The following is a 26,365-nucleotide window of genomic DNA, read 5'->3' as shown; positions in this document are numbered from 1 at the left end:
AGGTGTTATGGCGCTTACGCCTATTTTATATATTTCATTTCCAGTACCTGCATCATGCCATGTGGTGATGCTGCCAGTGCTGTATTTTATTTTATTATATACCTTGTTTCTTTCATCTGCTGAAAGAACCCTATCAAAAACAATAGCCTCGTACATTGTACCGCGATATGGCCTTGTAAGATCAAGCCTGTTTCCCAGAACAAATGTACTGCCAGAGTCATCTGCTACTGAATCGCCATTGACAGTCGAAGAATACGGTGTTTCAACATTATTTACATACATTGAAATACCTGCACCTGAAGTACCGCCGCTCCATGTTGATATTACGTTCTTCCTTACCCCCTGTGTCAGCGCGTTATCAGCACTGTACCTGCGTGTATTGGATGCTGATCCTTTTATGTTCTGCCTTATACTCCATGTGTCTTGAATGTACAGGGATTTATACCAATTCGAACCTGTCCCCTGAATGCCCATAATATATCTTGGTGTCGCATCTGATATGGACGGTTTTATATCAGCCACGTATGTGAAAGCTTTCATGTTTGCTAAGTTGTTTCCGCCGCAGCTGGCATAATCGCCATTACTATCAAAATCAATACCCCCATCTGGATTCCATGTGATATCGTATAGAGTACAGTCGTTCCCTGATGCCACATTTTCATCACGGATCAACGTTCCGCTTCCAGCATCCATCCGCCATCGTGAGATGTAATCATTTACAATCCATCGAAGTTCAACGTTTCCCGTTGATCGAGCTATGGTGGTATTGGTTAATGATACATTCCCATCCCATGCGCTCCCGCCATTTCCTATAGTGTATCCAGCAACTGAAGTAGTTAAGAAAGATAGCAGCATTAACATGAAAAAAACGTATCTATACTTTATAATCCTAGAAAGATTTGATTCTTTACTCGTAGTCATTTCCAACCTCCGTATCCATATACATATCATGCCACATCTCAAACACCATGAGTGCCCATAACTGGTGGGCATTGTTCCTCTTTTTCTCAAGATGCTGTCTCATCAATTTATTCACGTATTCATATTCTACATAGCCCTTTTCCTCTATTCTTCTCCTTGAGAGGGTTTCAATCATCATATCCCTCAGGTCTTCTCTGAGCCAGTTCTTCATGGGGATGCTGAATCCCTGCTTTTTTCTATAGATTATCTCCCCTGGAAGGAGTTTCGACATTGCTTTCTTAAAAATATACTTGGTAGAAAGCCCATTGAGCTTAAGATACGCAGGTATGGTTGCTGTGAGCTCAACAAAAATGTGATTCAAAAGAGGTACCCTTGCCTCTATCGAGTTCGCCATGCTCATCCTATCCACCTTTACAAGAATATCATCCGGTAGGTACATCTTTATATCTACATACTGCTCCCTGCTCAGTGGATCCTTTGTATTGTTTTTTGAGTAAACTTTACTTATTATTTCAAAAGAGTTTAAATTCTCAACCTCACTCTGTAATCTCCTGGAATACAATGCTTTTCTATCAGGTAAAAAAAACTGCCATCTAACGTGCCTTCCCTTCTCTGGAAGAGAGGAGCCCTCAACAAAGCGTTTGGCTATGTTAATTAGGCCTTTTTTTTGAGAGGAATAAGGAAGTACCTGTACAGCCGGAAGTATAACCCTGTTCCTCAGGATAGAGGGCAGTCTCCTGTAATATCTATCCATATAGCTGGCAATATACCAGTCATACCCTGCAAACAGCTCATCGCCTCCATCCCCTGAGAGTACAACAGTTACGTACCTGCTTGCAATCTCTGAAACAAGGTACGTTGAGAACGCAGAAACATCGGCAAAGGGTTCATCAAAATATCTAATAATACTGTCCGCAAGCTTAACTGCATCTGGTTTAATGATCTCTTCATGGTGATCTGTATTAAAGCGTTCAGCTACAATTCTTGCGTATTCAAGTTCATTATAGGACTGGTCCTCAAAACCTATTGAGAAAGTTTTAACAGGTTGATCACTGAGCTGGTTCATTGCAGCTACTACTGCGCTTGAATCAATACCACCGCTTAAAAAAGCTCCCAGCGGAACATCGCTTACCATCTCAAAGTTAACTGATCTTTTAAGAGCATTACATATTTGATCGCAGAAATGTTCCTCCGTGAAACTGCTGCCTGAGAACTCGATATCCCAGTATTTTCTGATTGATATATTGTTATCTTTGCAGAGCAGTATATGGCCCGGCATCAATTTCATAATTCCTTTGAATATACTCTCAGGAGCGGGAATATACTCAAAGGAGAGGAAATAATGGAATGCAGCTAGATTTACTTCTCGTTTTATATCAGGATGCTGCAATATCGATTTAATTTCAGAGCCAAAGATTAACTTATTTTTGTTTACAATGTAGTGCAGCGGTTTAATTCCTATGCGGTCCCTTGCCAGCAAAAGTAATTTTTTATTTGAGTCCCATATAGCAAGACCGAACATGCCGTTGAGCTTAGATATGAATTCTTCTCCAAACTCCTCATAGAGATGGACTATTACCTCGGTATCACTTGAAGTATAAAACCTGTGATTTTTTTCAAGACTGAGGCGGAGTTCCTTATAATTGTATATCTCACCATTGAGAACAATCCAGATAGAGCCATCCTCATTATGCACAGGCTGGTGTCCGCCTTCAATATCGATAATGCTGAGCCTGCGCATGCCCATCCCGATGCCCCTGTCTAAAAATATGCCCTCATCATCAGGCCCGCGGTGCTGGATTACAGAGCACATTTTTTTAACAAGATGCTCATCAGGAGAGCTGTTGTCAAATAAATAATAACCGCATATTCCGCACACTTCAGCAGCCTCTTAGAGATGCAATATGTTCATATACTTCCCCGGTCTTGGCTAGATAAGAACTATAACTGTATTTAGTCTCTGATATTTCTTTTGCCCTCCTGCCAATATCTCTACCCAGTGCTTCGTTTGTAAGGATTCTGAGTATGCCAGCAGCAAAATCATCCTGGTTCGGCCCGGTCAGCACTGCGATTTCCTCATTTAAAACCTGTGTGTGTGTGGGCAGGTTGGTTGCAACGATTGGCTTTCCTGATTCAAGATACGAGTAGATTTTCAAGGGTGTGTTTGTTCCTGTAACACGGGGAGACGCAAGGATATCTGCAATCCCCATGAACAGGGGCATCTCCTCCACAGGGCGCTTGCCAGTGAATATAACTTGATCTTTCACTTCTAATTCCTCAGATAGCTTCTCCATCTCCCGGATCTGGTAGTCCTCCCCGCCCACAAGAATGTATAGAACATCGGGAATTTTTTTAATAACAGCAGGGGCGGTTTTTATTAAAAGATCGATTCCCTGGTATGGCTCAAAAGTACCGGTATAGAGTATTATTTTTTTATTCTGCCCACCAAAACAACTCCTGAACTCGTCTATTTTTTTATCAAAAACACTGCAGTTATATTCTGAAACAGGGGGATTCTCTATGATCCATGATTTCTTTCTTGAATCTATACTTCTTACTGCTTCTCCAAGTTGAGGGCAGATCGCAATTACGGCCTCTGAGTTATTGATTATATATTTCTCACCAAAGAGGGCTAACTTAATTAATGCTTTATTTTTGGTGAAGTTAAAATTTACAAGCTGCTGAGGAATGCTCGAATGCATGTCATATATTTGAGGAACCCTGAAGATCTTTTTAAGAATGCATCCTAACAGTGCTGCTTCCTCATGTACATGGATACAATCATATTTTGTTTTAAGAAGCATCTGAAATGCCTTTAAAAACATTACAATATCCAGGGGTATTTTTACAAGCGATGGGCCTATCGCGATTTGTTTAACAAAGGGCACAGCCGGTATCCTGTGAATGTCCACATTATCAATACTAACCCTCTTACCTGTATGATAAACCACCAGATCCACATTATGACCTAACCTTCCCAGGGCTTTTGAGCGGTGGAACACGCTAAAAGGCGTTCCTCTTGTCTCAAAAAAAGGCTCTGGGGCCAGCATAAGTATTTTCATAAAATCCTCCAGATTATAATTTTCATCCAAGAACTTCCCTTACAGAGTATATCGGTTTATTCAGTACCTCGTAGTATGTTCTGATTATGATCTCTCCTAACAAACCCATGCTGATGAACTGTATTCCCAGAACCGTAAGCAGTACAGCCAGCAGGAGCAATGGTCTGTCTCCTATAGCTACATTATAATAGAACTTGGTAAATGTTAAATATCCCCCGATCAAAATGCCCAGAAACCCGGATATTGCTCCTGGAATCCCGAAAAGCTGCATCGGCCTTGTTGAGTAGCTGATCAGGAATTTTACTGTCATAAGATCAAGCATTCCTCTGAGCAATCTTGATGCTGTGTATTTGGAATTTCCATGGGCTCTGGGATGATGCTTTACAGGTACCTCTTTGATAGAGACCCCCATCCAGCTTGCAACAGCAGGAATATAACGGTGCAACTCGCCGTATAACCGGATGCTCTTTATGATATCGCTTCTAAAAGCCTTCAGAGTGCAGCCGCTATCGTGCAGACATACCCCTGTCAGCTTGCGCGCTAACCAGTTGGACATCCTGGATGGAATTTTTTTTGAGATCAGCGGGTCGTTCCTATTAGCACGCCAGCCGCATACCATATCATAGCCATTGTTTAGATTTTCAATGAGCACGGGAATATCCTCAGGATCGTTCTGCAGGTCTCCATCCATGGTAACTATTATTTTGCCGCTGGCGTAATCGAAACCTGCAGAAAGCGCAGCGGTCTGTCCGAAGTTGCGGCGAAGGCGGATAACCTTCACAGAAGGGTCCTTTTCGTGGAGCTTCCTCAGGATATCAAAGGTATCGTCTGTTGAACCATCATCGATAAATACGAACTCATGATTGCCATTGAGTGCACCTACGTTCTTCAATTTCTCATACAGTTTCGGCAGGTTTTTCCCTTCGTTCAGCAGGGGTATCACTACTGAAATGGATTGATTACTATCATTTTGTTTCCCCATATTTATAACACCAACCAACATATTATTATATATCATCTGAAGCAATATAGAGACCTGAAGGAAGTGAGTTTTTGCCAAGTCCTATCGGTCATTCCCTTTCAGGAATCCTGCTATATCAAATTTTTAATAAGAATGTTAGATATGATACACGTAGACTTTTCTTATACATCTTTTTTTCAAATCTTCCTGACATTGATCTGGCTCTTGGTTTTTTTGTAAATAATCCTAACCTGTATCATCAGAGTATTGTTCACAGCCTTGGAGCAGCCGTTTTTGTGGGACTTATTGCAAGTATATTGATAACAAAGAGAAAAGAGCTGTTTCTCAATAGCTTTTTGTTATTCTCCGGGATTTATTATTCTCATGTAGTACTTGATTACCTTGCCTCTGCTTCTGATACAAGCTATCCGTATGGAGTTGCACTTCTGTGGCCTCTGAGCAATGAGCATTATGTATTCCCTTTTATGATTTTTTTAGATATATGGAGGGGCAAGTCCAATGAGACTTTCTTTCTGGGTCTTTTCAATTACCATAATCTCCAGGCGATAATGATAGAATTAGTGTTGTTTCTTACACTAATTATTATAGAGGATTTTGATTAACCTACTTTTTTATTGATTCGCTTATAAACCCTTTATAAAGGAAGAACCAAAATTAGGGGTTTTTCGAAATCCTCTATAATTCATTTTTCTCGTAAGTACAAAATATACAGACCAGATTATTGATGGATAATACTTTCCACATATTTTTTAACTCCATCCTCTATTCCAACCCAGGGCATGTATCCGATCATCTTCTTTGCTTTCGTCACATCAGCATACGTATCCAGTACGTCTCCCTTCTGTACTTCAATGTACTTCACCTGCATATCTTTTCCCGCTACCCCGCTGATCAGTCCGATCAGGTCATTAACTGAGATCCTGCTCCCCCCACCAATATTAAAACTCTCACCCACAACATCACTCTCGGCGGCTAACAGATTTGCCCACACTACATCGGATATATAAGTAAAGTCCCTTGTCTGGGAACCATCACCATATACCTTAATTACACCTCCATCCAGTGCCGCATGTGCAAATTTGTTGATACCCATATCCGGTCTCTGCCTTGGTCCGTACACAGTGAAATACCTGAGTGATACCGTTGGAGTACCATAGTTCATATAATATAAAGAACACAGGTCCTCTGCCGCCAGTTTCGTAACACCGTAAGGGGAGAAGGGACTCTTAGGCGCTTCTTCATGGATGGGCAGTTTATTTACATTCCCATATATGGATGATGAGGATGCAAATACAAACTTCCTGATGTTCCGGTTTTTGTAGTATTCCAGCAATTTTTGGGTTGCCAGGATATTATTTAGAGTATACGTCTCAAAAGTTTTGCCCCATGAGGCCCTTACTCCAGCCTGCGCAGCCTGGTGGAATACGTAATCCACTTCTGGGAACTGGGTGATGTTCAGGATATCCTTCTCTATAAATGTAAAGTTCTCATGATCAAGTATATTTTTTATGTTGTTTTCTTTGATCGATCTTGGATAATAATCCGTGAAACAATCGATCCCGATAACCTTATGTCCCTCCTGCAGTAATTTCTCTGCCAGATGGGAACCTATAAACCCTGCACAGCCTGTTATTAGTGATTTCATTCTAACACCTTAATCCTTCAAAATCCTCAAATATTATTTAACCGAATTCCACCCCAAGAGTATACTTCTGTTATATCATCGCTTGCTTCTGGATGATAGGTCATATTGTTCCTTATATAATTTCTTACTTTTGGATCAACAATATGGGGCTCGTTGAGAACACCTCGTGGCGAGATTATCCAGCCCTGTTCTTGTTGCACCATTTGTATGAAGGAATCGTAGCTTTTTAATATGATAGCTCCGCTATATATATCTGATCCATTTTTATCAAAACGTTTATATTCAGTTTGCCTTATTAGATAATCCAATCTACCTATGTAGTATAGATTAACCAATGTCCCTGCTGTAGATACAACTTTATCATCACTACCAAGATTATCTTTAAGGAACTGGCTTGATTTTTGGGAAATTATTTGACCCTGGAACGAATATTGCTTGTAATTTATAGAATCAGAATTAAAGGCAAGCTCTGAGGCTAACAACGTAATTATTAATATAATGCATATATTTTTAACATTATTAAAATTTGCGATATTTAATTTTAAGTTATCAAATATTTTAATAATATCATTCTCAAAGCCATTCCGTATTAAACTATAATCCAAAATCTTAGAGGCTATGATGAGTAAAAAAGGATAAATAAAGAAAGCATATCTGGCGTCCCTCCAAGGGAAGCTTGAAAGAATAAGCAATGGAACAAAAAAATTTATAGATAAATAAAAATTATTTTCTTTTTTGAAAATGCCAAAATTTTTCGAGATAAGAAAAATCATACCACTAACAAATATCATTGTAAGCAGCGTAAAATGGAAATTTAGAATAATATAATGCAGTATTGTCTTTCCGCCACCTTCTGGCACCAGCGTTGGCACTATAAACTTTTTGAAAATCAGAAGTGAAAACATGAGTATTGAAGCTAGGATCCCAAATAGCATATATATTTTAACATATGCTTTATTTTTGAAATAAATATAGAATATATAAAGAAATGCGATTAAAGTAAAAATCCATATCTGTATATGGGAATAATAAGCAAGTATAAATGAAACCATAATTGCCGGTATAATTTTCCAATTCTTATTTTTTATATAAATATAAAATAGATATGCAGTTAGTAAATATAAAAATTGGAATTGTGAATACATTCTTGCATCATGGTTCCAAACATTCTCTAATAAAGAAAAAGTAATTAAAAAAGCTGCAATAATCCCAACCCTTTTGTTTCCAAATTCTTTTCCAGCAAGAATTCATTCACTCCAAAGATTTTAAATGATTGTGCGATCAAGAATGTATCAAGAAAAGAGCGCATATAAACCATACCAGAAGGCAGAACTGGAGATCCTTGTTGCATAAATCCGAGTGCAGCATATGTTTGAGTCGCTTCATCCATCCAAAAGGTAAATGAACCGAGATTGTTAATACGAAGAATTAGCCCGGTAATAATTAAAACTGCTAGTATGTGCATGGCCTGACGACTAGTTATCTTTAAGAAAAAATTCTTTAATTTAGATGAATATTCAAAGAGCCGTTTAGGTAAAAAATTATATGAAATTAAAACTACTCCAAAAGTTAAGAGTATTGTGTCCAGAGCTCCTAATCTTCTTAAAGTATATCCAAAAAGCTTTGACCCTTCAAGAGAAGATATTAATAATTGGTATAATATATAAGTTAGTATCACTGCAACTCCTAAAGTAGGAATCAAGTATTCAGTGAAAGATATATTTCTCCATCTCATGCTGTCTTTACATAGGCTCATATTCTTTCCCCCTTTATTATTTTGAAATAACTGTATTCTTTTCAATCATTAGTGATCGCATTCTAACACCCCACTTCTCATGCTTTGAAGGATTTATCGGACCGAGTTCTACCCCATGAGTATACTTCAATTTTTTTGTCGCTTGCTTCTGGATGGTAGGTCATATTGTTTCTTATATAATCTCTTACTCTTGGATCGATAAAGGATCGGTTGAGATCATCTCTGGCTGAGACTACCCATCCCTTCTCTTGTTGTACCATCAGCATAAATAAATTATAGGATTCAAGTACTATAGCTCCGCTATATGCGTTCAGTCCAGCGTTATATATATCAGATATATCAGATTCGTTTCTGGATTGCCTTATTAAATAATCCGATCTCCCGATATAGTAAAGGGTAACTAATGATTCTGTAGATGCAACCTTATCATCAATATTGAGATTATTTTTAATGAACTGACTTGATCTTTGGGAGATTTTCTCGCCCTGGTATGTATAGCGGTAATAATTTTCATAATTAAAATTAAAGGCAAGCTCTGAAACCAATAATGAAATAATTAAGATAGTAAATATTGTTTTTATGTTACTTAGATCTGTTAATTTATATTTTATATTATTAAATATTCTGTTTATCTCACTATCGAAACCATTCCGTATCAGACCATAATCTAAAATCTTTGAGACTATGATTATTAAAAAAGGATAGATGAAGAAAGCATACCTTGGTGTTCTCCAGGGAAAGATTGTAATAATAAGCAATGGAACAAAAAAATTTATTAATAAATAAAAATTATTCTCCTTTTTGAAAATACCAAAATTTTTCGAGATAAGAAAAATCATACCACTAACAGTTATCAATGTTAACAATGTGAAATGAAAAGAATTAATCATATAATGAAGCACTGTTATATCTGCTATTTTGCCACCGCTCTCCAGTACCTCCTCTGGTATGAGAAAGTTTACGAAAACCAGAAGTGAAAATATGATGATTGAACCTAGGACTCCAAATAATGCATATGTTTTAATATAGGTCTTATTTCTTAAATTAATATAGCTTATATAAAGGAATGCAATTAGAACAAAAATCCATATCTGCGAATGAGAATAATAGGCAAGTATAAACGAGACTATAATCGCTGGTATGACTTTCCAAGCTCTATTTTTTATAAAAATATAGAACAGATATGCGGTTAATAGATATAAAAATTGAAACTGTGAATACATTCTTGCATCACGATTCCAAACAATTTCAAATACAGAGAAAGTAATTAAAAAAGCTGCAATAATCCCAACCCTTTTGTTTCCAAATTCTTTTCCAGCAAGATATACAAGAGGAATAGTCAAAACGCCAAAAAGTGCACTTGGCAGCCTTGCTGCAAATTCATTCACTCCAAAGATTTTAAATGATTGCGCGATCAAGAATGTATCAAGGAAAGAGCGCATATAAACCATACCAGAAGGAAGAACTGGAGATCCCTGTTGTATCAATCCGAGTGCAGCATAGGTTTGATACATTTCATCCGTCCAAAAAGTCAATGAACCAAGATTGTTAATACGAAGAATTAGCCCTATAACAGTTAAAACGATCAGTATGGATATGGCCTGAAGATTGTTTATCTTCAGGCAAAAACTCTTGAGTTTTGATATATATTCAAAGAGCCACCCAGGTAAAAAATTATATAAAATTAAGATCACTCCAAAAATCAAGAATATTATGTTCAGATCTCCCCCTCTCTTGAAATTATATCCAAAGAGCTTTGAGAAATAATACATTAATAATTCATACAATATATATATTAGTATTGCTACAACTCCAGAAATAGGAATCAAGTATTTAGTGGAGAAAATGTTTCTCCAGCTCATGCTATCTTTACATAGGCTCATGCTCTTCCCCACTTTATTAAATTATGTTAATATTTTCCGGCATTATTTTTCCCCAGGAGTACACTTCAAATCTTTCGTCGCTTGCTTCTGGATGGTAGGTCATATTGCTTCTTATATAATCTCTTACTTTTGGATCAACAAAAGACCTGTTGAGAACATCCCGGGCTGAGACTATCCATCCCTTTTCCTGTTGCACCATCTGCATAAATGAATCATATGACTTCAGGATGACCGCCCCGCTGTATACATCAGACCCATTTTTATCGTATATTGTATATTGATCTTGCCTTATTAAATAATCCGTCCTACCGATATAGTATAAAGTAACTAGTGCCTCTGTAGATGCAACTTTATCATCAGCACCAAGATTATTTTTGATAAACTGGCTTGATTTCTGGGAGACTATTTCGCCCTGGTATGTATATCGATCATAATTTTCATAATTAAAATTAAAAGCAAGTTCTGAAACCAACAACGAAATAATTAAAATATTTACTATATTTTTTATTTTACTTAGATCTGTTAATTTATATCTTATAGTATTAAATATTTTATTTATCTCACTATCAAAACCATTCTGTATCAGACCATAATCTAAAGTCTTTGAGACTATGATTATTAAAAAAGGATAGATGAAGAAAGCATACCTGGGTGTTCTCCAGGGAAAGCTTGTAATAATAAGCAATGGGACGAAAAAATTTATTAATAAGTAAAAATTTATTTCTTTGCTTAAATGGTTGAAATTTTTCGCTATCAGAAAAATAATGGCACTGACAAATACTAATACAAGCAATGTGAAATGAAAAGCTATAGCAAAATAACGTAGTATTGTTATATCTACTGTCATCCCGCTGCTCTCTAACACCTCCTCTGGTATGAGAAAGTTTACGAAAATCAGAAGTGAAAATATGATCGTTGAAAACAGGATTCCAAGCAGTATATATTTATTAACATTTAGTTTATTTAGAAAAACATATAGTATATAGAGAAATGCGATTAAAATAAAAATCGATATCTGAGTATGAGAATAATAGGCCAGTATAAATGAACCTGCAATTGCTGGTATGATCTTCCAATTTTTGCTTTTTATATAAATATAGAACAAATATGCAGTTAGCAAGTATAAAAATTGGAATTGTGAATACATCCTGGCATCCCGATTCCAGACAGTCTCAAATACAGAAAAGGTAATTAAAAAGGCTGCAATAATCCCGACCCTCCTGTTCCCGAACTCTTTTCCGGTAAGATATACAAGAGGAATAGTCAAAACGCCAAAAAGTGCACTTGGTAGCCTTGCTGCAAATTCACTTACTCCAAAGATTTTAAATGATTGTGCGATCAAGAATGTATCAAGAAAAGAGCGCATATAAACCATACCAGAGGGCAGGACAGGAGAGCCATGCTGTATCAATCCGAGTGCAGCATAGGTTTGAATAGCTTCATCCATCCAAAAAGTCAATGAACCAAGATTGTTAATACGAAGAACAAGACCGATTACAGTTAAAACGGTTAGTATTGATATAGCTTGAAGATTATTTATCCCTTTGAAAAAACTCCTGAATTTTGATGAATATTCAAAGAGCCACTCCGGTAAAAAATTATATAAAATCAAAATTACTCCAAAAATTAAAAGTACCGTATCCAGGTCTCCTGCTCTCCTGAGATTATATCCCTCAAGAGAGTTTATTAATAAATTGTATAACACATATAGCAGTAGAACTACTACTCCCGCTACCGGAATCAGGTATCTTGTGGCAAAAATATTTCTCCAATTCATGTTATCCCCATAGATCGATTTTGATTTTTATGATAATAATATTAATATAGCAAGCCTCCGGGCTCCAGAGTTAAGTGCTTAAATTCGACAAAATACTATACGGAATTTAAGAAACATACTATAGATATTATTGTAAAAACCCCGGTTTGATAAAAAGAATTGTTGTATATTATTAAAAATTGATAATATACAACATCAGTTATACATTATACGGTATCAGATATGATCGGCTACCAGTGTTACATCAGTGATATCCACTATTCCATCAGCATTGACATCATAGCGCGGATATGGGGCTGCTGTGGTCTCGCCTAAATGCTGAGAGACAATGACCAGATCAGCAACATCCACTGACCCATCAAGGTTAACGTCCAGCGTATAGCTCATGCTGTCATTAAAAGGTCTTAGAATCACACTGTACATACTGTAACCATCTCCATCATTTCCACCCAGCTCGACATGTCCGGCTGAAAAGTTCCTGGCATATATACTGAACGTTCCACCATCACTAATAAGTTTATCACCTGTATCTGTAAAGGATAAAAGCCAGGATGGTTTTGAGGATATTCTATCGTCGTGAGCTATGTACACTGTCATATCACTGATCGTATCGAATTCCAGGAAAGTACTGCCGTTAGAAGCTTTATCATCGTTTGCCGTTCTGATATACCTCAGGCCCTCGTAAGGGGAAGGCACAGTGCTGAATGTATAGCTGCGGTCGATATACTGGAGCTTACCAGCCGCAAGCGTATCTGGAGCATAGCTTTTGCCGCTGGATACAGTTATGTTGGATACTGTCAGGTCTTTAGTATCGGATACAGTTGCTGCATCTGGAACATTTGACAATCCCGACCAGTTCGGAACATCATCAGCAGTTCTGATGGCGAAATAGTAGGTCGTTCCAGAATTAAGTCCTGTGATCTTTATGGTCTGGGTTGTGCCTGCCGGGGCTGGAGTTATTTCACCAGTTACCTGGGTAGCTGAATTCCAGTTGCTCTCATTAATAACTGAAGTTGAATACCTTATATCATACTGTGAAGCTGTACCAATGTTTCCATCATCTCCGGGAGCGGTCCATGTAAGAGTTATCGAATCTATTGTTGGATCTCCTGCTGCAAGGTTTGTTATAGCCGATGGAGGTACCGTGTCCTGTGAAAGCGCTCCTGACCTGGAGGCCTGGGGGGTATTTCCATGAGCGCCCATGTTAATTCTTCCACCATTTGGCGATGGCTCATTTGAATAAGCGAATGTCGGATCGCCTGCATCAATCGCAGGAGAACTTACAGAATCAATGACCCAGCCGGCTGGAGTCCATCTGCCAGCTCTGGACTTTAAGTGATAATCGCCCGCCTGTGGGTCAGCAAACAGAGGATCAAGAGAGATATCACCTTTACCTTGCGATATGCGATTGTAATTGCCAAGGTTATTGTTCCAGACATCGTTATACGTGGATGTCATCCCTGTCCCGCTTATGCCGTATCCCTGGTTATTTGTTATAATATTATTCTTTATTGTGTTACTTCCCGAACTTGCGCTAAGTATGCCTGATTTTGAATTGTACGCTATGATATTGTTTTGGACAGTAATTGAGCCTGAGTCACCATCAATGTAGATACCCTCACTTTTACCGTGCGTTACTATGTTTCTCTCCAGAACACTGTTTATTGCACGGTTTATGTGGATACCATAGAGATTGCTTTTATACACTACGTTATCTGTAACCCGGTTGCTACTGCTGCCAGAATAGAGTCTTATACCTCCAAACCCCAGGTTTTTAACTGTATTCTTTTCAATCGTGTTGTATTTGTTTGCACTCTGCAGGTAGATACCATAATGACCGGTTCCATCAACGTAGTTATTTCTTATTATATTGTTTAAATTATTGGAGAACAGCTCAATTCCCTGCTTCCCGGCGTTCCGTACTGTGTTGTTCTCGATTAAATTGTATTCATTATAATGATATGCCAGTATCCCGTTCTCATAAGTATTTGATACTGTATTGTTCTTAATTATGTTATTGTTCGATTTTTCCCATAGTGTGATCCCATCAAGCATGTCATCAGCAAAGTTGTTGTTACTGATCAGATTATTACTGCTGCTTATCCACACGATTCCTCTGTACCTTGCGTCGCTGAGTCCATTATAATGTAATCCGTTCGGCTCGTAGCCCAGATGGTGGATCTTTGAATATGTAACATTTGCATGGGATTTACTACCCCAGGCAGCAATTATATAACTTCGTGGAGCTGTTGTAAACTTACCGGTCTTTACACTTTTATCTGGAGCGTTATCAGCAGTATTCCATGAACTTATTTCAACTCTGTCAATAATCATTGTACCGGTATTGTTTATGTAATAAATACCTCCACGGGTACTCTTTATTTTTAGATAATCAATATCCTCACTTGTTATTTTTAAAGTTGCATCTGGTCTGATGATCAAATTTGCATTTAATAGATACTCTCCTGGCTTTACCCTGGTAATTACTGCAGGGTTATTTATTGTAGAGGCTACAGTTGAGATATTTGTAATCTCGTTTGAGATATATACTGTATTCTTAGAAGCGTCATAACTTATCGTCGCATCTACGGTATTTGTGCTAAAAACTAGCACTAAAAAAACAAAAACGTATTTAAGGGCGTGTTTGTGCATTTAATCCTCCTTCAATTTCCTATCGAAGAAGGCTATAGTATAATTGGTAGATATAAACTTAACGAAAGTTTTACGAATTATTTATGTTTTAAAAAATTAAATACAGCCTGATTTGGTTTTTAGTCGTTTAGAAACGCTTTTTTTTAAGTATAGAGCCATTTAGATCAGCAGATACTTGTACCTGATACTTCCGCGTATGGCATAGTACAGGCGTACAGTATCTGGAACAAAATGTTTTACGACCATAAGGATCCTGAAGGGATACATCTTTATTCTCAGATTTATAAATACGTGCGCCCATGAGTAGCTTAAAACAGCAGCCGGAAGAAAAAGGTACATGTAGCTGCTCCCATAAGCATAGCTTACTATAGATAGTAAAGTCAATACCGGATATATATGTTTTTTATTATGTATGAATCCTAAAAATAAGTTCTTTTTTAGCTCAGGATGTTTTTTATGAAGCAGAACAACAGATTCATACTTTCTCAATGATTTTAAGTGTTTTACTATAGACCTGTGACCAATAGCATGGTAGGCAAGTACATTCTTACCAAAACAAATTCTGTAATTCTTCTCTTTGATTCGCAAACCCAGATCGGTATCCTCACAAAAAGCCATTCCGAATGTTGTATCGAACCCACCTACCTCTATCAAAACATTCTTTTTATAAAAAATGTTACAGGTGGCATAAGATCCCTCATCCTCAGTGATCTGAAGGGTATGTACGGCTTCGAATACTTTCTCAGTATAGGCTTCTCTGGGTAATGTATATCCTATAACGCCGCCTACCTCCTCACAATCAAAATAAGGGAGAGCTTTCTCTATCCATTCTCTGGAAATAGTACAATCATCATCAGTAAATCCAACGATCTCTCCTGCAGCAATCGAGATCCCAAGATTTCTCGCAGAAGCAGGTCCCCTGTTCTCCTGTTTGAGATACCTAATAACACGTGGAGATTCCCTGATCAACTCACTCATCATCTCTTCAGTGCCGTCTACAGACCCATCATCGCATACTATTATTTCGTATCTATCTTCAGGATATGTCTGATTTAACAGGGAGTCCAGCGTCTCCTTAAGAGATTCCTTTCTGTTATATGTCGGGATTACAATACTGACTTTTATATTATCCATGCTCCACCTCTTTTGTACAGGATACGCTCAGTCAACAATCGACATATTCTCAAACTCCCTGGTCATTTTTTCGATTACTGACTCCCATGTAAAGAGTTCTTCAACCCTTCTACGTCCAGTCTCACCCATTTTTCTCATAAGGTTCTCATCTTCTAAAAGTAGAATTAGTCTATCAGCTAACTGTCCGGCATTATCAGGCTCAACTAGAAAACCCGTTTCTCCATCTCTTATAATCTCTGGTACACCGCCAGTAAAACTCCCCACACATGGCATTTTATACGCCATGGCTTCCAGATATACATGGCCAAGGTTCTCCTGATGAGAGGGCATGCAAAAAACCGCTGAATTTTTATAGAGATCAACAAGCTCATCATAACTACAGAATCCCCTCACCAGCATATTTTTATCATCTATTTTCGGTACTGAGCCAACTATAACCAGTTTTGCATCTTTAATTTTTTTTCTAACCTGTTCAAACGCTTTAACAAGTATATCCCCACCTTTCCTGTGAAAATCCTTTCCAACAAAAAGAATCGTTTTATTAGTATATTCTTTTTCAAACTCTGGAAGTTCTTTGATATTGGCACCAGTATATACTGTTGCGACTTTATCTGGATCAATACCATAATCATTGATTACGGATCGCCGACAGCATTCACTAAAAGTCAAAACCAGATCAGCTTTTCTATATGTTTGCATCTCCAATTTTTTCCTGTCTATCCTCTCCTTCTCAGAAGGCCACAACCTGTACATGGGATACTCTCTTGCAGAGAGCGCCATTGTGCCATCAGTATATATTACGTAAGGTTTTATTGGCTTATCGTTATATGCCCCATGAAAACTCCCTACCTGCAGCACAATATCTGTATTATTAGCCTGCTTCTTTATTTCCCTCTCACATAACTGTGTTTTTTTATTCCATACCCATACATTTTTATTAGCAAGCTGCCTCCATTGATTTGGATGATCTGGCAGATGCCTTAACATAATGCATGTACGTACATAAGAGCGTGCAAAATTATACGCTTTAAGAAGCTTATATCCTCCAGGTAAACTGCTATCAAAAATATCCACTACCTCATGTCTCTTATTTAAAGCATCAAACAGGTACTCACGCACTCCTGAATACTGACCATGGGTAATCCCAAGTATTTTATACTGCATATTATCCTGCATGTTGATCACTATTATAAATTTGGTGATATAAATTTTTATATGCCTCATATTGTTGTCTTGCAGACTCTTCCCAGGAGTATTTTTTAACAATCTCTTTGCCTTTTTCACCCAGTTCCTTAGCTAACCTCTCGTTATTTAACAGGGTTAGAATGCCTTCTGCAAGAGCCTTTGAGCTATCTGGTTTGACCAGTATAGCATTTTCTCCAACGACTTCAGCTATAGCCTTTAGATCAAAAGAGACGATTGGCTTGCCGCTTGAAAGATACTCAAAAAGTTTTGTGGGCTGGTCCAGTTCAGTTTGCAAACACCTTGAGTGCGGTATCACCAGAACATCTGCTATACTTAAATAAAATGGTATTTCTTTTGAAGAGATAAGCCCCGGATAAAAAACATTAGTTAATTTATTTATAGATATAAATTTATTTACATTCTTCTCTAATATTCCACTACCTAAAATTATAAATGTTGTATCCCGTCTTCTGATAGTCACCTCTTTAATAGCTTCCATTAAATGTGGCGTTCCATGTAGCTCAGATAATGAGCCAACATACATAACAATTTTATTATTATCACGTATATTTAACTTGCTAAATATGTTATGGCGTTCTGTTTTATCTGGTTTATATGATATATTTAAATTAACTCCATGAGGTACGATATATATTCTATTCTCATCAACGTGAAATTTTTTTGATATGTATTTTTTAAGGGCATGTGTATAAACTATAATCCCGTATGACTCTTTAAAAATTGTTTTTTCTATCAATTTATTAAATCGCATGAGCAGGCTGATTTTAATTGAACTTTTTTTATTTAATCTATCTTCCTCTTCCGCTAAACCCATTGGTTCAAAAAGAATTGGATTTTTGCTTTTTCTAATAAAATTAGCCAGGATAGCAATAAGAGCTGCCTGATGGCTATAACAATGTATTAAATCGCAATCCAATCTGACAAGACCGGGGATTGAGAACACCATAGCAGATAGAGATTTAAAGCCGTTTCTATTCTTAAATTTATATGTATATAAGTTATATTTTGTATGGTTATATGTTTTGTTCTCATCGGATCCTGTTTCGGGAGTTACCAGACACAAATTAAAATTATAATTTGATAAGTATTTTAATCTCTCTAATATATATGCCCTCCTTACATCATACTCCTTTTGTCCCAGGACTATAGTTCCAGTAAAAATCGCTACTTTCACTCTTAGCACCTATTCTCTTAAGTTCCATACTCTGATTTTACCATTATCATAATAGCGTTCATTTTTTTCATAAACTGAACTTGAGAATCTGGACCTACCATATTGAAGATGTTCTATAAAATATGATAGATCAAATCGTTTAATAACTCCTGCGACTCTTCCCTCTCCGAGAGCACCATCGAGAAAAGTATTATCAAGGAACCAGTCTGTTTTTGGTTTTTCTGTACTTCTATAAGGTGATTCAAAAAATACATCAAGAGATTTTAAAGATGATCGAACTATATTTATTCCATCTTTATTAACGAAACCATAAGCAAGATCAATCGACTCTAACCCTGTCATTGTTGGAACCTGTGAGATAGCAGAAAAGCGCTCTGCAGGTACGGGACGGCTGGATATCGCCTTATAACCGGGGGATATATGGTCTTTTGACCACATCGCTGCTTCATAAAGAGGCCTATCAAGATCCCGTCCTTTTGATGAAGGTTCTTCATAAAAATGTATATACTGGTAATACCCGGAAAATATTACTATAAGAGCTATAATAACCGGTACAATCTTCAGAGCCTGCTTTGTTCTCATGATATTCCATAATCCTCTCCCGGAAAGCAGAAATAAAAATGGTAATATAAACCACTTCATATATGTAATTATATATATGAATGGTGCGAGGAAGATCAATGATGTAAGCAGTATATATTCCCCTCTGGTTTTATTTTTATTAAGCAGAGTATAGACATAACCGCTTATGGTAAATAGAATAGCAATACCGCTATATCTTACATAGGTCTCAAAAAATTGATTTAGCAATCCATCTCTCGAATCTGTTCTAACAAGATTAACTCCAATAAGATCATGCATTAAAAGCGGGATTAAGAGTGCACCCAGTAATCCAGATAAAAAGATATAATTAAATGATACAGGTTGCTTTACTGAAATATACGTCCTGATCTTAAAAATAATCTGTACGGCTATAAAACCAAGTATTACTGGCAGTAAGAAGTAAAACATCTTATGAGTGGACATAAGAAGCAAAAACAGAACTGCTGTTAATAGAACATACCTGATTGAATTATATGATTTTATTAGACCATATATAAATAGAGGTAGTAGTATTATAAAAAGCGCCCTTGTTCCAGCCGTCCATGTAGTGTAGAAAAGTATTCCCTGAGAAGTGGAATAACCGAATGCCACCAGAAACTTGTATATCTCATTATTAAATATCGCTCCAGCCATCAAATAGGCTGTAAAAATGCTTAAGACTCCAAGAAAAAGAGACGTCCAGAAAATAGTTATATCCCCGCTCATACCGGTTATCTGTGATATGCCTGATAACAAAAAGGGCAGTGCACCACTGATCTCGCTGTATGGATACGATCCAATAACTGAAAGGGGATGTAACCACCACTTCGCATAACCAGACTCTGATATTGTATTGGCTAATACATGTATAGCAAAAGAATCCCATCCGATTTCATTAAAACTCATAGGATAATGCAATACAAGAACTAATATAATAAGTAAGATAAAAAGCAAACTTTTTGCTTTAAGTGAGAACATACCTGTTTTATCAAATTCTACTGCCATACCCCACCATTCTCTTAAATTTAGCAATATAATGAGTATAAAGCTCCTTTGGTCTAACGTGTGTATAATATCTTTTCACATCTTCATCTTCCACTCTCGTCTCATGCCTGATTGCTGATCTTACATAGCCAAATAAATATCCAATCCCGGTATAGTATGGCCCGTTAAAAGAATATTTTATTGATTTCATTACCACATACAGCAGAGGATGCCATAGATAGTAATAGGACCTTCCCATTTCTTTAGATCTTTTCCACAGTCCCTGCGCTATGAATTCTCCGCGTTCGACCACCCTGGCATCTTTAACTCTTTTTATCTTCCATCCTCTCATCTTGGCTTTAGCATTGGAGACAGAATCAGGCGTATATACCTGCATGTAGCCGCCTGTTTCCATAAAACATTCTTTGCGCCACATTCTTGCAGAGCCCATTGGCACATCTTCTCTTGATTGCTGAATCTTGAGTGTATCAAATATGTTGAACACATCGAGTACACTGGTGAAATCATTCAGTTTTTCGCGGCTTATAAATGCATTTATTCCACTGGCTATACCCAGATCTTTCTTACGCTCAAATTCATGCATAAGAGTTTCAAAATAAGATTCTTCCAGGATGTTATCTGCGTCCACCAGAGCAATATACTCATAGGATAGTTTATTCTCAGAGCATTGTTTCATAGCAAAATCAAATCCCTGGATGCACACTCTCGAATAATGGGACCCCATGTACTCTCCGGCCTCAGTCAGGTATAGCCCTTTTATCCATTCATGTTGTTTCTGGAGATTTTTGATTATTGATGGTGTGTTGTCACTGCTTCTATCGTCCACAATTACCCAGAGGCAGGGTTTTATTGTTTGCGCAGTAATGGATCGTTCCAGATTTGGAAGGTTGTTCTCTTCGTTCCTGCATGGCGTAATGAGGATATAACTCATATGTTCCCTTTCAGCCTGACTATTTCAAAGCATTCAGCATATTTGCTTCGTATCTCATAGCCCCTGTGTCTTGCCCTGGCCTCGACTGCTTCAAAGAAGCCATCTCCGTATTTATTTACCTGGCTCCTGTGCTGCGCCAGTGCTTCCATCTTCAGTTCAAAGGTATCTGTTATATCCACATAATACTGGTTTCTAAATCCTATATGGGAGCGGCCTGCTGGATATTCCGGTTCATACATCAGTATATTAGGCACATACCGTCCGGCCGATAGCACCGATTGCGTTGTTCTCATGTGATCCTGATGCGTATCGTGATACCAGTGAGTATATATAATCTCTATATTATAATCATCTACCAATTTATTTATCGCCTCAACTGTAACAGAAGAATAAGGAACATTTTTCTCCTCAAAATCAAGATGGATAAGTCTTGCACCCAGAATCCTGGCCCCATTAGCTGTCTCTAATCTGCCCTCTTCTGAGCTCCTCAGAACCCTGCCATCATGGTACGTATAAAAAGGGTCGGTCATAACGAGAATAAAAACATTGTCGTTGTTACGTATGTGTCTGGCTATAGTTCCTGCACAGCCGATCTCTATATCATCCGGATGCGCTCCGACAGCGAGAACATTCTTTTGTTGATGTTCAACATTACCATTCATATCAGTTTTCATATTTTTTTCACCCCATATTCTATATATAAATATGCACAAAATCCATTACTAACAAACCACAGAGTCGGCTATGAACTTGGTTCATAGATAACAATGAAAAAGACGATTAACAACGAACTCAAAACGAACTTAAACGAACTCATCAGCCCGAGTTCGTATCGAGTTCGTACCAGTTCGTTGTTTATATTATCTGAACCACATCCAAATCTAAGATGCGATATGGTTGAACTTTTTCATACCAGGACACAGAGTAAAAACCACAATTCTCTGTGCTCTCCGTGACTTCTAAATATAATATTTAGCCTCTTCTCCAAGATTGAAAAGTATATCTATCGTGCTGAGATTAGATACAAAGTCTCCATGTAGTTGTTTATATTCTTTTTGTTTATAGTCTTGATATTCTACTTCTATGCCTGCATCTTCAAAGATTCTTAAATCCAGGTATTCCCTGCCACTTATACCTGATAGATATACATCGGCATTTAATTTCTTGCAGATCTCCATCAGTCTTTCTGTTCCCTTTAGTTCGTTGTTTCTGAGTATCTCTGATGATAAATAAAATGGTGTGCTTATTTCTAGCTGCTCTAACAGGTATGTCATTGTTCTCATGTTGAGATCGTGCAGTCTTTCCCATTTTATACTATATACTTCTTCAAGAGAGTCTTTGTAGTCTTTGAAATGTTCTGCTCTGTTATAATTCGCAATCAGGGCTTTCATGTGCTTTTTTTGCCATGGGATTCTATTCTCAATTTGTATTTGATTTAATTTTTGCCCTGAAGATTTTTTAACCGGGACTGTCAGCATCAGCTCACCCTTATGGGTCTTTATGCGGTTCCTGTTGTAATAGTACTGGTTAGAATACTGCGCATCATCCAGGAATACAAACATATCAACATTTTTAATTTTATTGAAGATTCCTGGATAAGGCAGATACATAGGTTGATGAACTGAAACCCTGATCATAATCCAGCTCTTATTTTATTGAACGTATCTGATATATTTAATATCTCTTCATCTTCAAGTGAGGGATAAATCGGAAGTGATATGGATGTATTGATTATTTTTTCTGTATTTGGATACTGCCTGTTACTGGCAAACAGTGATCTTCTGTGGAGTGGAGGTGAGTGCATTGTTGCACAAATAATGTTCTTCCCTCTGAGTCTTTGAATAATCTCATCCTTAGATTCAGTTTTTACCACATATCTTGAATAAGCATGTTTTTTATGCGGTTCTTCCACAGGATGTTCCACGTTTATTATTTCATCCCTGTATATACCAGCGATTTCCCTTCTCCTTTTTACAAAATTATCGAGTTTTTTAAGCTGCTCGATCCCGACTGCCGCGTTGATGTCTGACATCATATAGCTGTATTTCAATCTCGCATCGGACAGGGAGCACTGCTGGTCATGGTATCTTAGATCCCTTGCAGTCTCAATCCACTCTTTATTATCAGTGCAGACCATTCCTCCCTGAATGGATGTTACCATCTTGGTAGCATAAAAGCTAAAGATCGAAATATCGCCAAAAACTCCCACTTTTCTTCCATCATGGAGTGAGCCTATGGACTGGGCACAGTCTTCGATTAAAAAAACTCCCCTCTCGCAGCAAAACTCTTTAATCTCCTGAATGTCTGCAGGATATCCAAACATATGGGGCACTACAACAGCTTTTGTTCTGTCGCTGATGCTATTTTTTATCTCATTTAGATCTATGTTATAATCAGAGTAGTTTGTGTCAACCAGCACAGGTCTGGCCTGCTGGTACAGCACAGGATACGCTACGGCAGCACATGTGTACGATGGAAGGATCACTTCATCATCCCTGTTAACACCAGCAGCAATAAGGGCCAGGTGAAGGGCAGATGTCCCGGAAGAAGTGGCAACAGAATCGATCCCGATATATCTGGAGAATCTGTCCTCAAACTCTCCAGCTTTTGTACCAACTGTCAGCTCCAGGCTGGATAACGCTTCAACCACGGCACAGATCTCTTCTTTATCTATTGTTGGTCTGTTATGTGTTATGACCTTCAACGAGGCAGACCCCCATTAACAGAGCATTCATATTTCTTCAATACCTGCGTGAGAGAATCGGGATATCCCTCAATAAGATCCACCATAAAGGCAGTTACATCTATCCTCTCAGATAGCATGATATCACGCCTTCTTGCCCATTCTCGCTTAAGATTTTTTTCACTTAACAGCTCAATAGCCTTATCCAGCGCTTGTATCTGACCTTGAACTGGATCTGAAAAAGTGTAAACCAGGCCATAATTTTCTTCCTGCTCATCCGTATAACCTCTTCGTGAGGTGGATACGAACACAGCAGGAGTTCCAAGAATAGCACTCTCAGAGGCCATAGTAGCACTTTCCCCTATATACAGCGAGGCATAGTACATTAAATGATGAATATTCTCAGGAGGCAGATTCATCCTGTATGCTATGAGCTCTTCAGGCAAACCTCTCTCTGAGGTTATCACGACCCTCCCGTATTGCTCCAGCCTTTTCACAATATCAACAGGTTTATCAAAACCCTTATCTTTAATATCATGACTGGCACCCCATGAAACAAACCTCACAAGTATAAGTTTCTCGTCCTCAGATAAACCAAGCCTGTCTAAAACATCCGGATCAGGCGTGAAATGATTTGGATGAAGATATGTAAGTTCATGGTAACCTGGATACCTGATCTGTTTTGAACCAAGATCTTTTTTAAAACATGCTGGAGTACAGACGACCGTGACAAATGGTGCGTATAGCATGTATTGCTCTGTTGAATTCTCTGTATCATCGAACAGGATACATGGTTTTCGCATCAGAGCAGCAACATGTGCTGCATAAATTGAACCAACCCCAACAAAGATATCTGGATTAAATGACCTAGCTATTTTAAACAATTTGTAATCAAATTCTACCAGCCCAACCGCTTTATTAAATAGACCCTTCTTGTTCTTCCCCAGATTTTCATAGTTAAAACCATAATGGTCCAATAAGTAGATCGTTATTTCCTTATCTCTGGTTGTAATCTTTATCTCATGGTTGTTCCTTTGAAGCACCCACAGCAGATTTTTAAGTACATGAACGTGTGCAGGATGTCCGATGTCAACAAAGATTCTCAAATTATCCACCAACTATAAAAAAGTTTTTTTATAAATGCTATAACCCGTATCAACAAGTCTCATCTTTAATCTGGAATGAATTTTCTCATACCTGCCAAAATTCACTACATCTCCCCCAAACTGCTTTTTAAATTCTCTTACACCATATTCTTCATCCGGTTTACCCGCGCCGCCAAAATCGAATGTAGACAATTTGTTTTCTATACCCCACTGTATTGGATACCAGGTGACCATCTCACTTGGATATAGCTCTGAGTATTTCCTTGAACCGCATACATACCATTCATAAATATTACCTTTGAATAGAGGCGCCATTATCCCGCCAACCGTTTTTCCATCGTTCCTTGCCAGAAAGTACTTAATAAAATTTTTAGGCATAAGTAATTCAAAAGCTGATATAAATAGACTCATGTCTGCAAGTGGGAGCTTTGCACGTGAATAAGTTTCACTCAGGATGCCATAGAATGATTTTATATCCTCTATATCTTCTGCCTCCTCTATGACCGTACCTGAATTTTTAGCTTTTCTAATATATCGTCTCTTGCTTTTACTGAGTCTGTTCCATGCATCTTCTTTTGTCACGGTCAGGTCAACTAAAATGTTAAGATGCTCCTCATACTCATACCCTATATCTTTAAGAACATCTGATATTTCACTTGTATCCCACATATTCCGTATCTGGGTATACAGTGCCTTATTTCCTGCAACTGAACTATAATACTCCATTAAAAGTTTAACAGCTCTTTTACCCTCTTCACCACTCGTGGAGAGAGGGCCGCCCTGAATGACAGAACGCGCCGTGAACTGCCCCATAAATCCATTTAACTCTTTTATTACTACCCCATTAACCAGTGCAAGTATTTTATCTGTGTTTGATTCTACAGCAGCAAGGGTTATGGGCTCATAATTCTTCGTGTGTTTATATACCTCTGCCATCTCAGGCATCTGGAATATGTTCCCATGCGGATGATTGTATACGAACTCTCTCCACCCGGTGACATCAGGGGATTCAGTTATCTCAATCATGGGATGCCTCTCTGTACTTGATCATGGCTTTTCCGACATTTTTAACATTCTGATATATATGTTCGATCAACCAGGCACCAAAATTATCTGTCCATCTATTTGGATGAGTCAATGTGCATATATCTCTTTGACCTCCGCTTCTTATTAGATCTATTAGCTCATCTGTAGACCTGACATGATTATTATAAATTCTCGTCTCTATAATATCTTTGATATTATATTTAGAACTATTCCATGCACGACCCGTATCAGTAAAATAGGATACTCTGGTGTAATCAATAGACAGGTATGCTTCACCGATTATACCAAAGTTATTGAACTTGTACACCTTCCATATATCCCTGTTTAACCATGGTGTTAGAGGATTCCCATGCATGCATATTGTGGTGACATCCACAAGCTTACGAAACTCCTCTAAGTCCTGCTCGAATATCATTATTGCTTTTTTAGCGTCACCTTTTGCTTTATCCAGCACTTCATAATGATATCCTATCTCATGTCCGAGCTCATCGATCTGTTTTATAATCGGCGGCTTGAATACTTCCTTAGTATTTCTGAAATAGTATGTTGATCTTATACCATGGTCATGCTCTATTCGTGCCATCTTCAGTGCTTGAACCGGCTTTCGATCAACATCATGCCGCATGATTATACAGTTATTAGAGTAGGCCTGTGTTAGATACTCATGTATTGTCAGGGGAGTGTACTTCGAAGATACTATCGCCTGGCACAGGTCTCTGTATTTTGTAAGTGTAAAATCAAAATCAATCATGTTTAATGTTCATATAAATAAACTATATTTCTCCCTTATGGGTACTATATTCTTCTATTCTAACGCTG

22 protein-coding genes are annotated in these 26,365 nt (G+C 37.8%); 1 reads left to right on the top strand and 21 read right to left on the bottom strand.

The features are described 5' to 3' along the window. The 4 genes from ANME2D_RS08205 to ANME2D_RS08190 form a co-directional block, all read right to left on the bottom strand. Nucleotides 1–921: LamG-like jellyroll fold domain-containing protein (locus tag ANME2D_RS08205; protein ID WP_048090413.1), on the bottom strand; the 921-nt coding region annotated here is incomplete at its 3' end. Then, nucleotides 908–2,800, bottom strand: a complete 1,893-nt coding sequence (gene asnB, locus ANME2D_RS08200) for an asparagine synthase (glutamine-hydrolyzing) (RefSeq protein ID WP_048090411.1) — start codon at nucleotides 2,798–2,800, stop codon at nucleotides 908–910. The genes ANME2D_RS08205 and asnB, both read right to left, overlap by 14 nt. A gap of 1 nt (nucleotide 2,801) precedes the next feature. Further along, a complete protein-coding gene (locus ANME2D_RS08195) occupies nucleotides 2,802–3,983 on the bottom strand; it encodes a glycosyltransferase family 4 protein (protein ID WP_052368692.1) in 1,182 nt (393 codons plus the stop codon). A 22-nt stretch (nucleotides 3,984–4,005) separates the two neighbouring features. Further along, entirely contained in the window at nucleotides 4,006–4,965 is a 960-nt protein-coding gene (locus tag ANME2D_RS08190; protein ID WP_048090626.1) for a glycosyltransferase family 2 protein, read from the bottom strand. A 71-nt stretch (nucleotides 4,966–5,036) separates the two neighbouring features. Here ANME2D_RS08190 and ANME2D_RS08185 point away from each other — a divergent pair, with 71 nt between their 5' ends. After that, nucleotides 5,037–5,567: a metal-dependent hydrolase gene (locus ANME2D_RS08185; RefSeq protein ID WP_048090409.1), complete on the top strand. Its 531-nt coding sequence runs from the start codon at nucleotides 5,037–5,039 to the stop codon at nucleotides 5,565–5,567. A 116-nt stretch (nucleotides 5,568–5,683) separates the two neighbouring features. On the opposite strand, the gene ANME2D_RS08180 is transcribed toward ANME2D_RS08185, so the two are convergent. The 17 genes from ANME2D_RS08180 to ANME2D_RS08100 form a co-directional block, all read right to left on the bottom strand. Then, nucleotides 5,684–6,610: an NAD-dependent epimerase/dehydratase family protein gene (locus ANME2D_RS08180; protein WP_048090407.1), complete on the bottom strand. Its 927-nt coding sequence runs from the start codon at nucleotides 6,608–6,610 to the stop codon at nucleotides 5,684–5,686. 26 nt (nucleotides 6,611–6,636) lie between these two features. Further along, nucleotides 6,637–7,515, bottom strand: coding sequence for a hypothetical protein (locus ANME2D_RS08175; RefSeq protein ID WP_241763334.1), 879 nt, complete (start codon nucleotides 7,513–7,515; stop codon nucleotides 6,637–6,639). Between the two features lie 284 nt (nucleotides 7,516–7,799). Beyond that, nucleotides 7,800–8,366, bottom strand: a complete 567-nt coding sequence (locus ANME2D_RS08170; RefSeq protein ID WP_048090403.1) for a hypothetical protein — start codon at nucleotides 8,364–8,366, stop codon at nucleotides 7,800–7,802. Nucleotides 8,367–8,443: 77 nt separating this feature from the next. After that, nucleotides 8,444–10,249, bottom strand: coding sequence for a glycosyltransferase family 39 protein (locus ANME2D_RS08165; RefSeq protein WP_081810193.1), 1,806 nt, complete (start codon nucleotides 10,247–10,249; stop codon nucleotides 8,444–8,446). Between the two features lie 16 nt (nucleotides 10,250–10,265). Continuing rightward, nucleotides 10,266–12,026 (bottom strand): glycosyltransferase family 39 protein, encoded by a 1,761-nt coding sequence (locus ANME2D_RS08160; protein WP_048090399.1) that lies wholly within the window; start codon nucleotides 12,024–12,026, stop codon nucleotides 10,266–10,268. 216 nt (nucleotides 12,027–12,242) lie between these two features. Continuing rightward, a complete protein-coding gene (locus ANME2D_RS08155; RefSeq protein ID WP_048090398.1) occupies nucleotides 12,243–14,678 on the bottom strand; it encodes a right-handed parallel beta-helix repeat-containing protein in 2,436 nt (811 codons plus the stop codon). A 159-nt stretch (nucleotides 14,679–14,837) separates the two neighbouring features. Further along, entirely contained in the window at nucleotides 14,838–15,812 is a 975-nt protein-coding gene (locus ANME2D_RS16855; protein WP_052368690.1) for a glycosyltransferase, read from the bottom strand. Nucleotides 15,813–15,839: 27 nt separating this feature from the next. Beyond that, a complete protein-coding gene (locus tag ANME2D_RS16850) occupies nucleotides 15,840–16,976 on the bottom strand; it encodes a glycosyltransferase family 4 protein (RefSeq protein ID WP_198527375.1) in 1,137 nt (378 codons plus the stop codon). A gap of 1 nt (nucleotide 16,977) precedes the next feature. After that, complete coding sequence (locus ANME2D_RS08140) at nucleotides 16,978–18,192, bottom strand: glycosyltransferase family 4 protein (RefSeq protein ID WP_198527374.1); 1,215 nt, start codon at nucleotides 18,190–18,192, stop codon at nucleotides 16,978–16,980. Nucleotides 18,193–18,201: 9 nt separating this feature from the next. Beyond that, entirely contained in the window at nucleotides 18,202–19,779 is a 1,578-nt protein-coding gene (locus ANME2D_RS08135) for a hypothetical protein (RefSeq protein WP_048090394.1), read from the bottom strand. Continuing rightward, nucleotides 19,763–20,710 (bottom strand): glycosyltransferase, encoded by a 948-nt coding sequence (locus ANME2D_RS08130; RefSeq protein ID WP_052368686.1) that lies wholly within the window; start codon nucleotides 20,708–20,710, stop codon nucleotides 19,763–19,765. Before ANME2D_RS08130 ends, ANME2D_RS08135 begins: the two co-directional genes overlap by 17 nt. Then, complete coding sequence (locus ANME2D_RS08125) at nucleotides 20,707–21,384, bottom strand: PIG-L deacetylase family protein (RefSeq protein ID WP_052368685.1); 678 nt, start codon at nucleotides 21,382–21,384, stop codon at nucleotides 20,707–20,709. The genes ANME2D_RS08130 and ANME2D_RS08125 overlap by 4 nt, the downstream gene beginning before the upstream one ends. Before the next feature lie 285 nt (nucleotides 21,385–21,669). Next, nucleotides 21,670–22,347 carry a WbqC family protein gene (locus tag ANME2D_RS08120; protein WP_048090393.1) on the bottom strand — a complete coding sequence of 226 codons (678 nt, stop codon included), beginning with the start codon at nucleotides 22,345–22,347 and terminating at the stop codon, nucleotides 21,670–21,672. Continuing rightward, on the bottom strand, nucleotides 22,344–23,414 hold the full coding sequence (locus ANME2D_RS08115) for a DegT/DnrJ/EryC1/StrS family aminotransferase (protein WP_048090390.1): 1,071 nt from the start codon (nucleotides 23,412–23,414) through the stop codon (nucleotides 22,344–22,346). Before ANME2D_RS08115 ends, ANME2D_RS08120 begins: the two co-directional genes overlap by 4 nt. Further along, a complete protein-coding gene (locus ANME2D_RS08110; RefSeq protein ID WP_048090388.1) occupies nucleotides 23,411–24,499 on the bottom strand; it encodes a DUF354 domain-containing protein in 1,089 nt (362 codons plus the stop codon). Before ANME2D_RS08110 ends, ANME2D_RS08115 begins: the two co-directional genes overlap by 4 nt. Nucleotides 24,500–24,511: 12 nt before the next feature. Further along, on the bottom strand, nucleotides 24,512–25,525 hold the full coding sequence (locus ANME2D_RS08105) for a lipid II:glycine glycyltransferase FemX (RefSeq protein WP_048090386.1): 1,014 nt from the start codon (nucleotides 25,523–25,525) through the stop codon (nucleotides 24,512–24,514). After that, nucleotides 25,518–26,297, bottom strand: a complete 780-nt coding sequence (locus ANME2D_RS08100) for a polysaccharide deacetylase family protein (RefSeq protein ID WP_048090384.1) — start codon at nucleotides 26,295–26,297, stop codon at nucleotides 25,518–25,520. The genes ANME2D_RS08105 and ANME2D_RS08100 overlap by 8 nt, the downstream gene beginning before the upstream one ends. Between the last annotated feature and the right edge of the window lie 68 nt (nucleotides 26,298–26,365).

Source organism: Candidatus Methanoperedens nitratireducens (genome assembly GCF_000685155.1).
GTDB classification, from domain to species: domain Archaea; phylum Halobacteriota; class Methanosarcinia; order Methanosarcinales; family Methanoperedenaceae; genus Methanoperedens; species Methanoperedens nitratireducens.
Note: the sequence above shows the minus strand (reverse complement) of the source record. Positions and strands in the feature narration are given on the sequence as shown.

Bases quoted from the DNA above. Each gene is read 5' to 3' on its own strand.
- ANME2D_RS08120 (WP_048090393.1), bottom strand. From the start codon at position 22,347: ATGATCAGGGTTTCAGTTCATCAACCTATGTATCTGCCTTATCCAGGA.
- ANME2D_RS16855 (WP_052368690.1), bottom strand. From the start codon at position 15,812: ATGGATAATATAAAAGTCAGTATTGTAATCCCGACATATAACAGAAAG.
- ANME2D_RS08175 (WP_241763334.1), bottom strand. From the start codon at position 7,515: ATGTTTTCACTTCTGATTTTCAAAAAGTTTATAGTGCCAACGCTGGTG.
- ANME2D_RS08195 (WP_052368692.1), bottom strand. From the start codon at position 3,983: ATGAAAATACTTATGCTGGCCCCAGAGCCTTTTTTTGAGACAAGAGGA.
- ANME2D_RS16850 (WP_198527375.1), bottom strand. From the start codon at position 16,976: ATGCAGTATAAAATACTTGGGATTACCCATGGTCAGTATTCAGGAGTG.
- ANME2D_RS08190 (WP_048090626.1), bottom strand. From the start codon at position 4,965: ATGGGGAAACAAAATGATAGTAATCAATCCATTTCAGTAGTGATACCC.
- ANME2D_RS08170 (WP_048090403.1), bottom strand. From the start codon at position 8,366: ATGAGCCTATGTAAAGACAGCATGAGATGGAGAAATATATCTTTCACT.
- ANME2D_RS08135 (WP_048090394.1), bottom strand. From the start codon at position 19,779: ATGGCAGTAGAATTTGATAAAACAGGTATGTTCTCACTTAAAGCAAAA.
- ANME2D_RS08125 (WP_052368685.1), bottom strand. From the start codon at position 21,384: ATGAAAACTGATATGAATGGTAATGTTGAACATCAACAAAAGAATGTT.
- ANME2D_RS08165 (WP_081810193.1), bottom strand. From the start codon at position 10,249: ATGAGCCTATGTAAAGATAGCATGAGCTGGAGAAACATTTTCTCCACT.
- ANME2D_RS08100 (WP_048090384.1), bottom strand. From the start codon at position 26,297: ATGATTGATTTTGATTTTACACTTACAAAATACAGAGACCTGTGCCAG.
- ANME2D_RS08155 (WP_048090398.1), bottom strand. From the start codon at position 14,678: ATGCACAAACACGCCCTTAAATACGTTTTTGTTTTTTTAGTGCTAGTT.
- ANME2D_RS08180 (WP_048090407.1), bottom strand. From the start codon at position 6,610: ATGAAATCACTAATAACAGGCTGTGCAGGGTTTATAGGTTCCCATCTG.
- ANME2D_RS08160 (WP_048090399.1), bottom strand. From the start codon at position 12,026: ATGAATTGGAGAAATATTTTTGCCACAAGATACCTGATTCCGGTAGCG.
- ANME2D_RS08105 (WP_048090386.1), bottom strand. From the start codon at position 25,525: ATGATTGAGATAACTGAATCCCCTGATGTCACCGGGTGGAGAGAGTTC.
- ANME2D_RS08130 (WP_052368686.1), bottom strand. From the start codon at position 20,710: ATGAGTTATATCCTCATTACGCCATGCAGGAACGAAGAGAACAACCTT.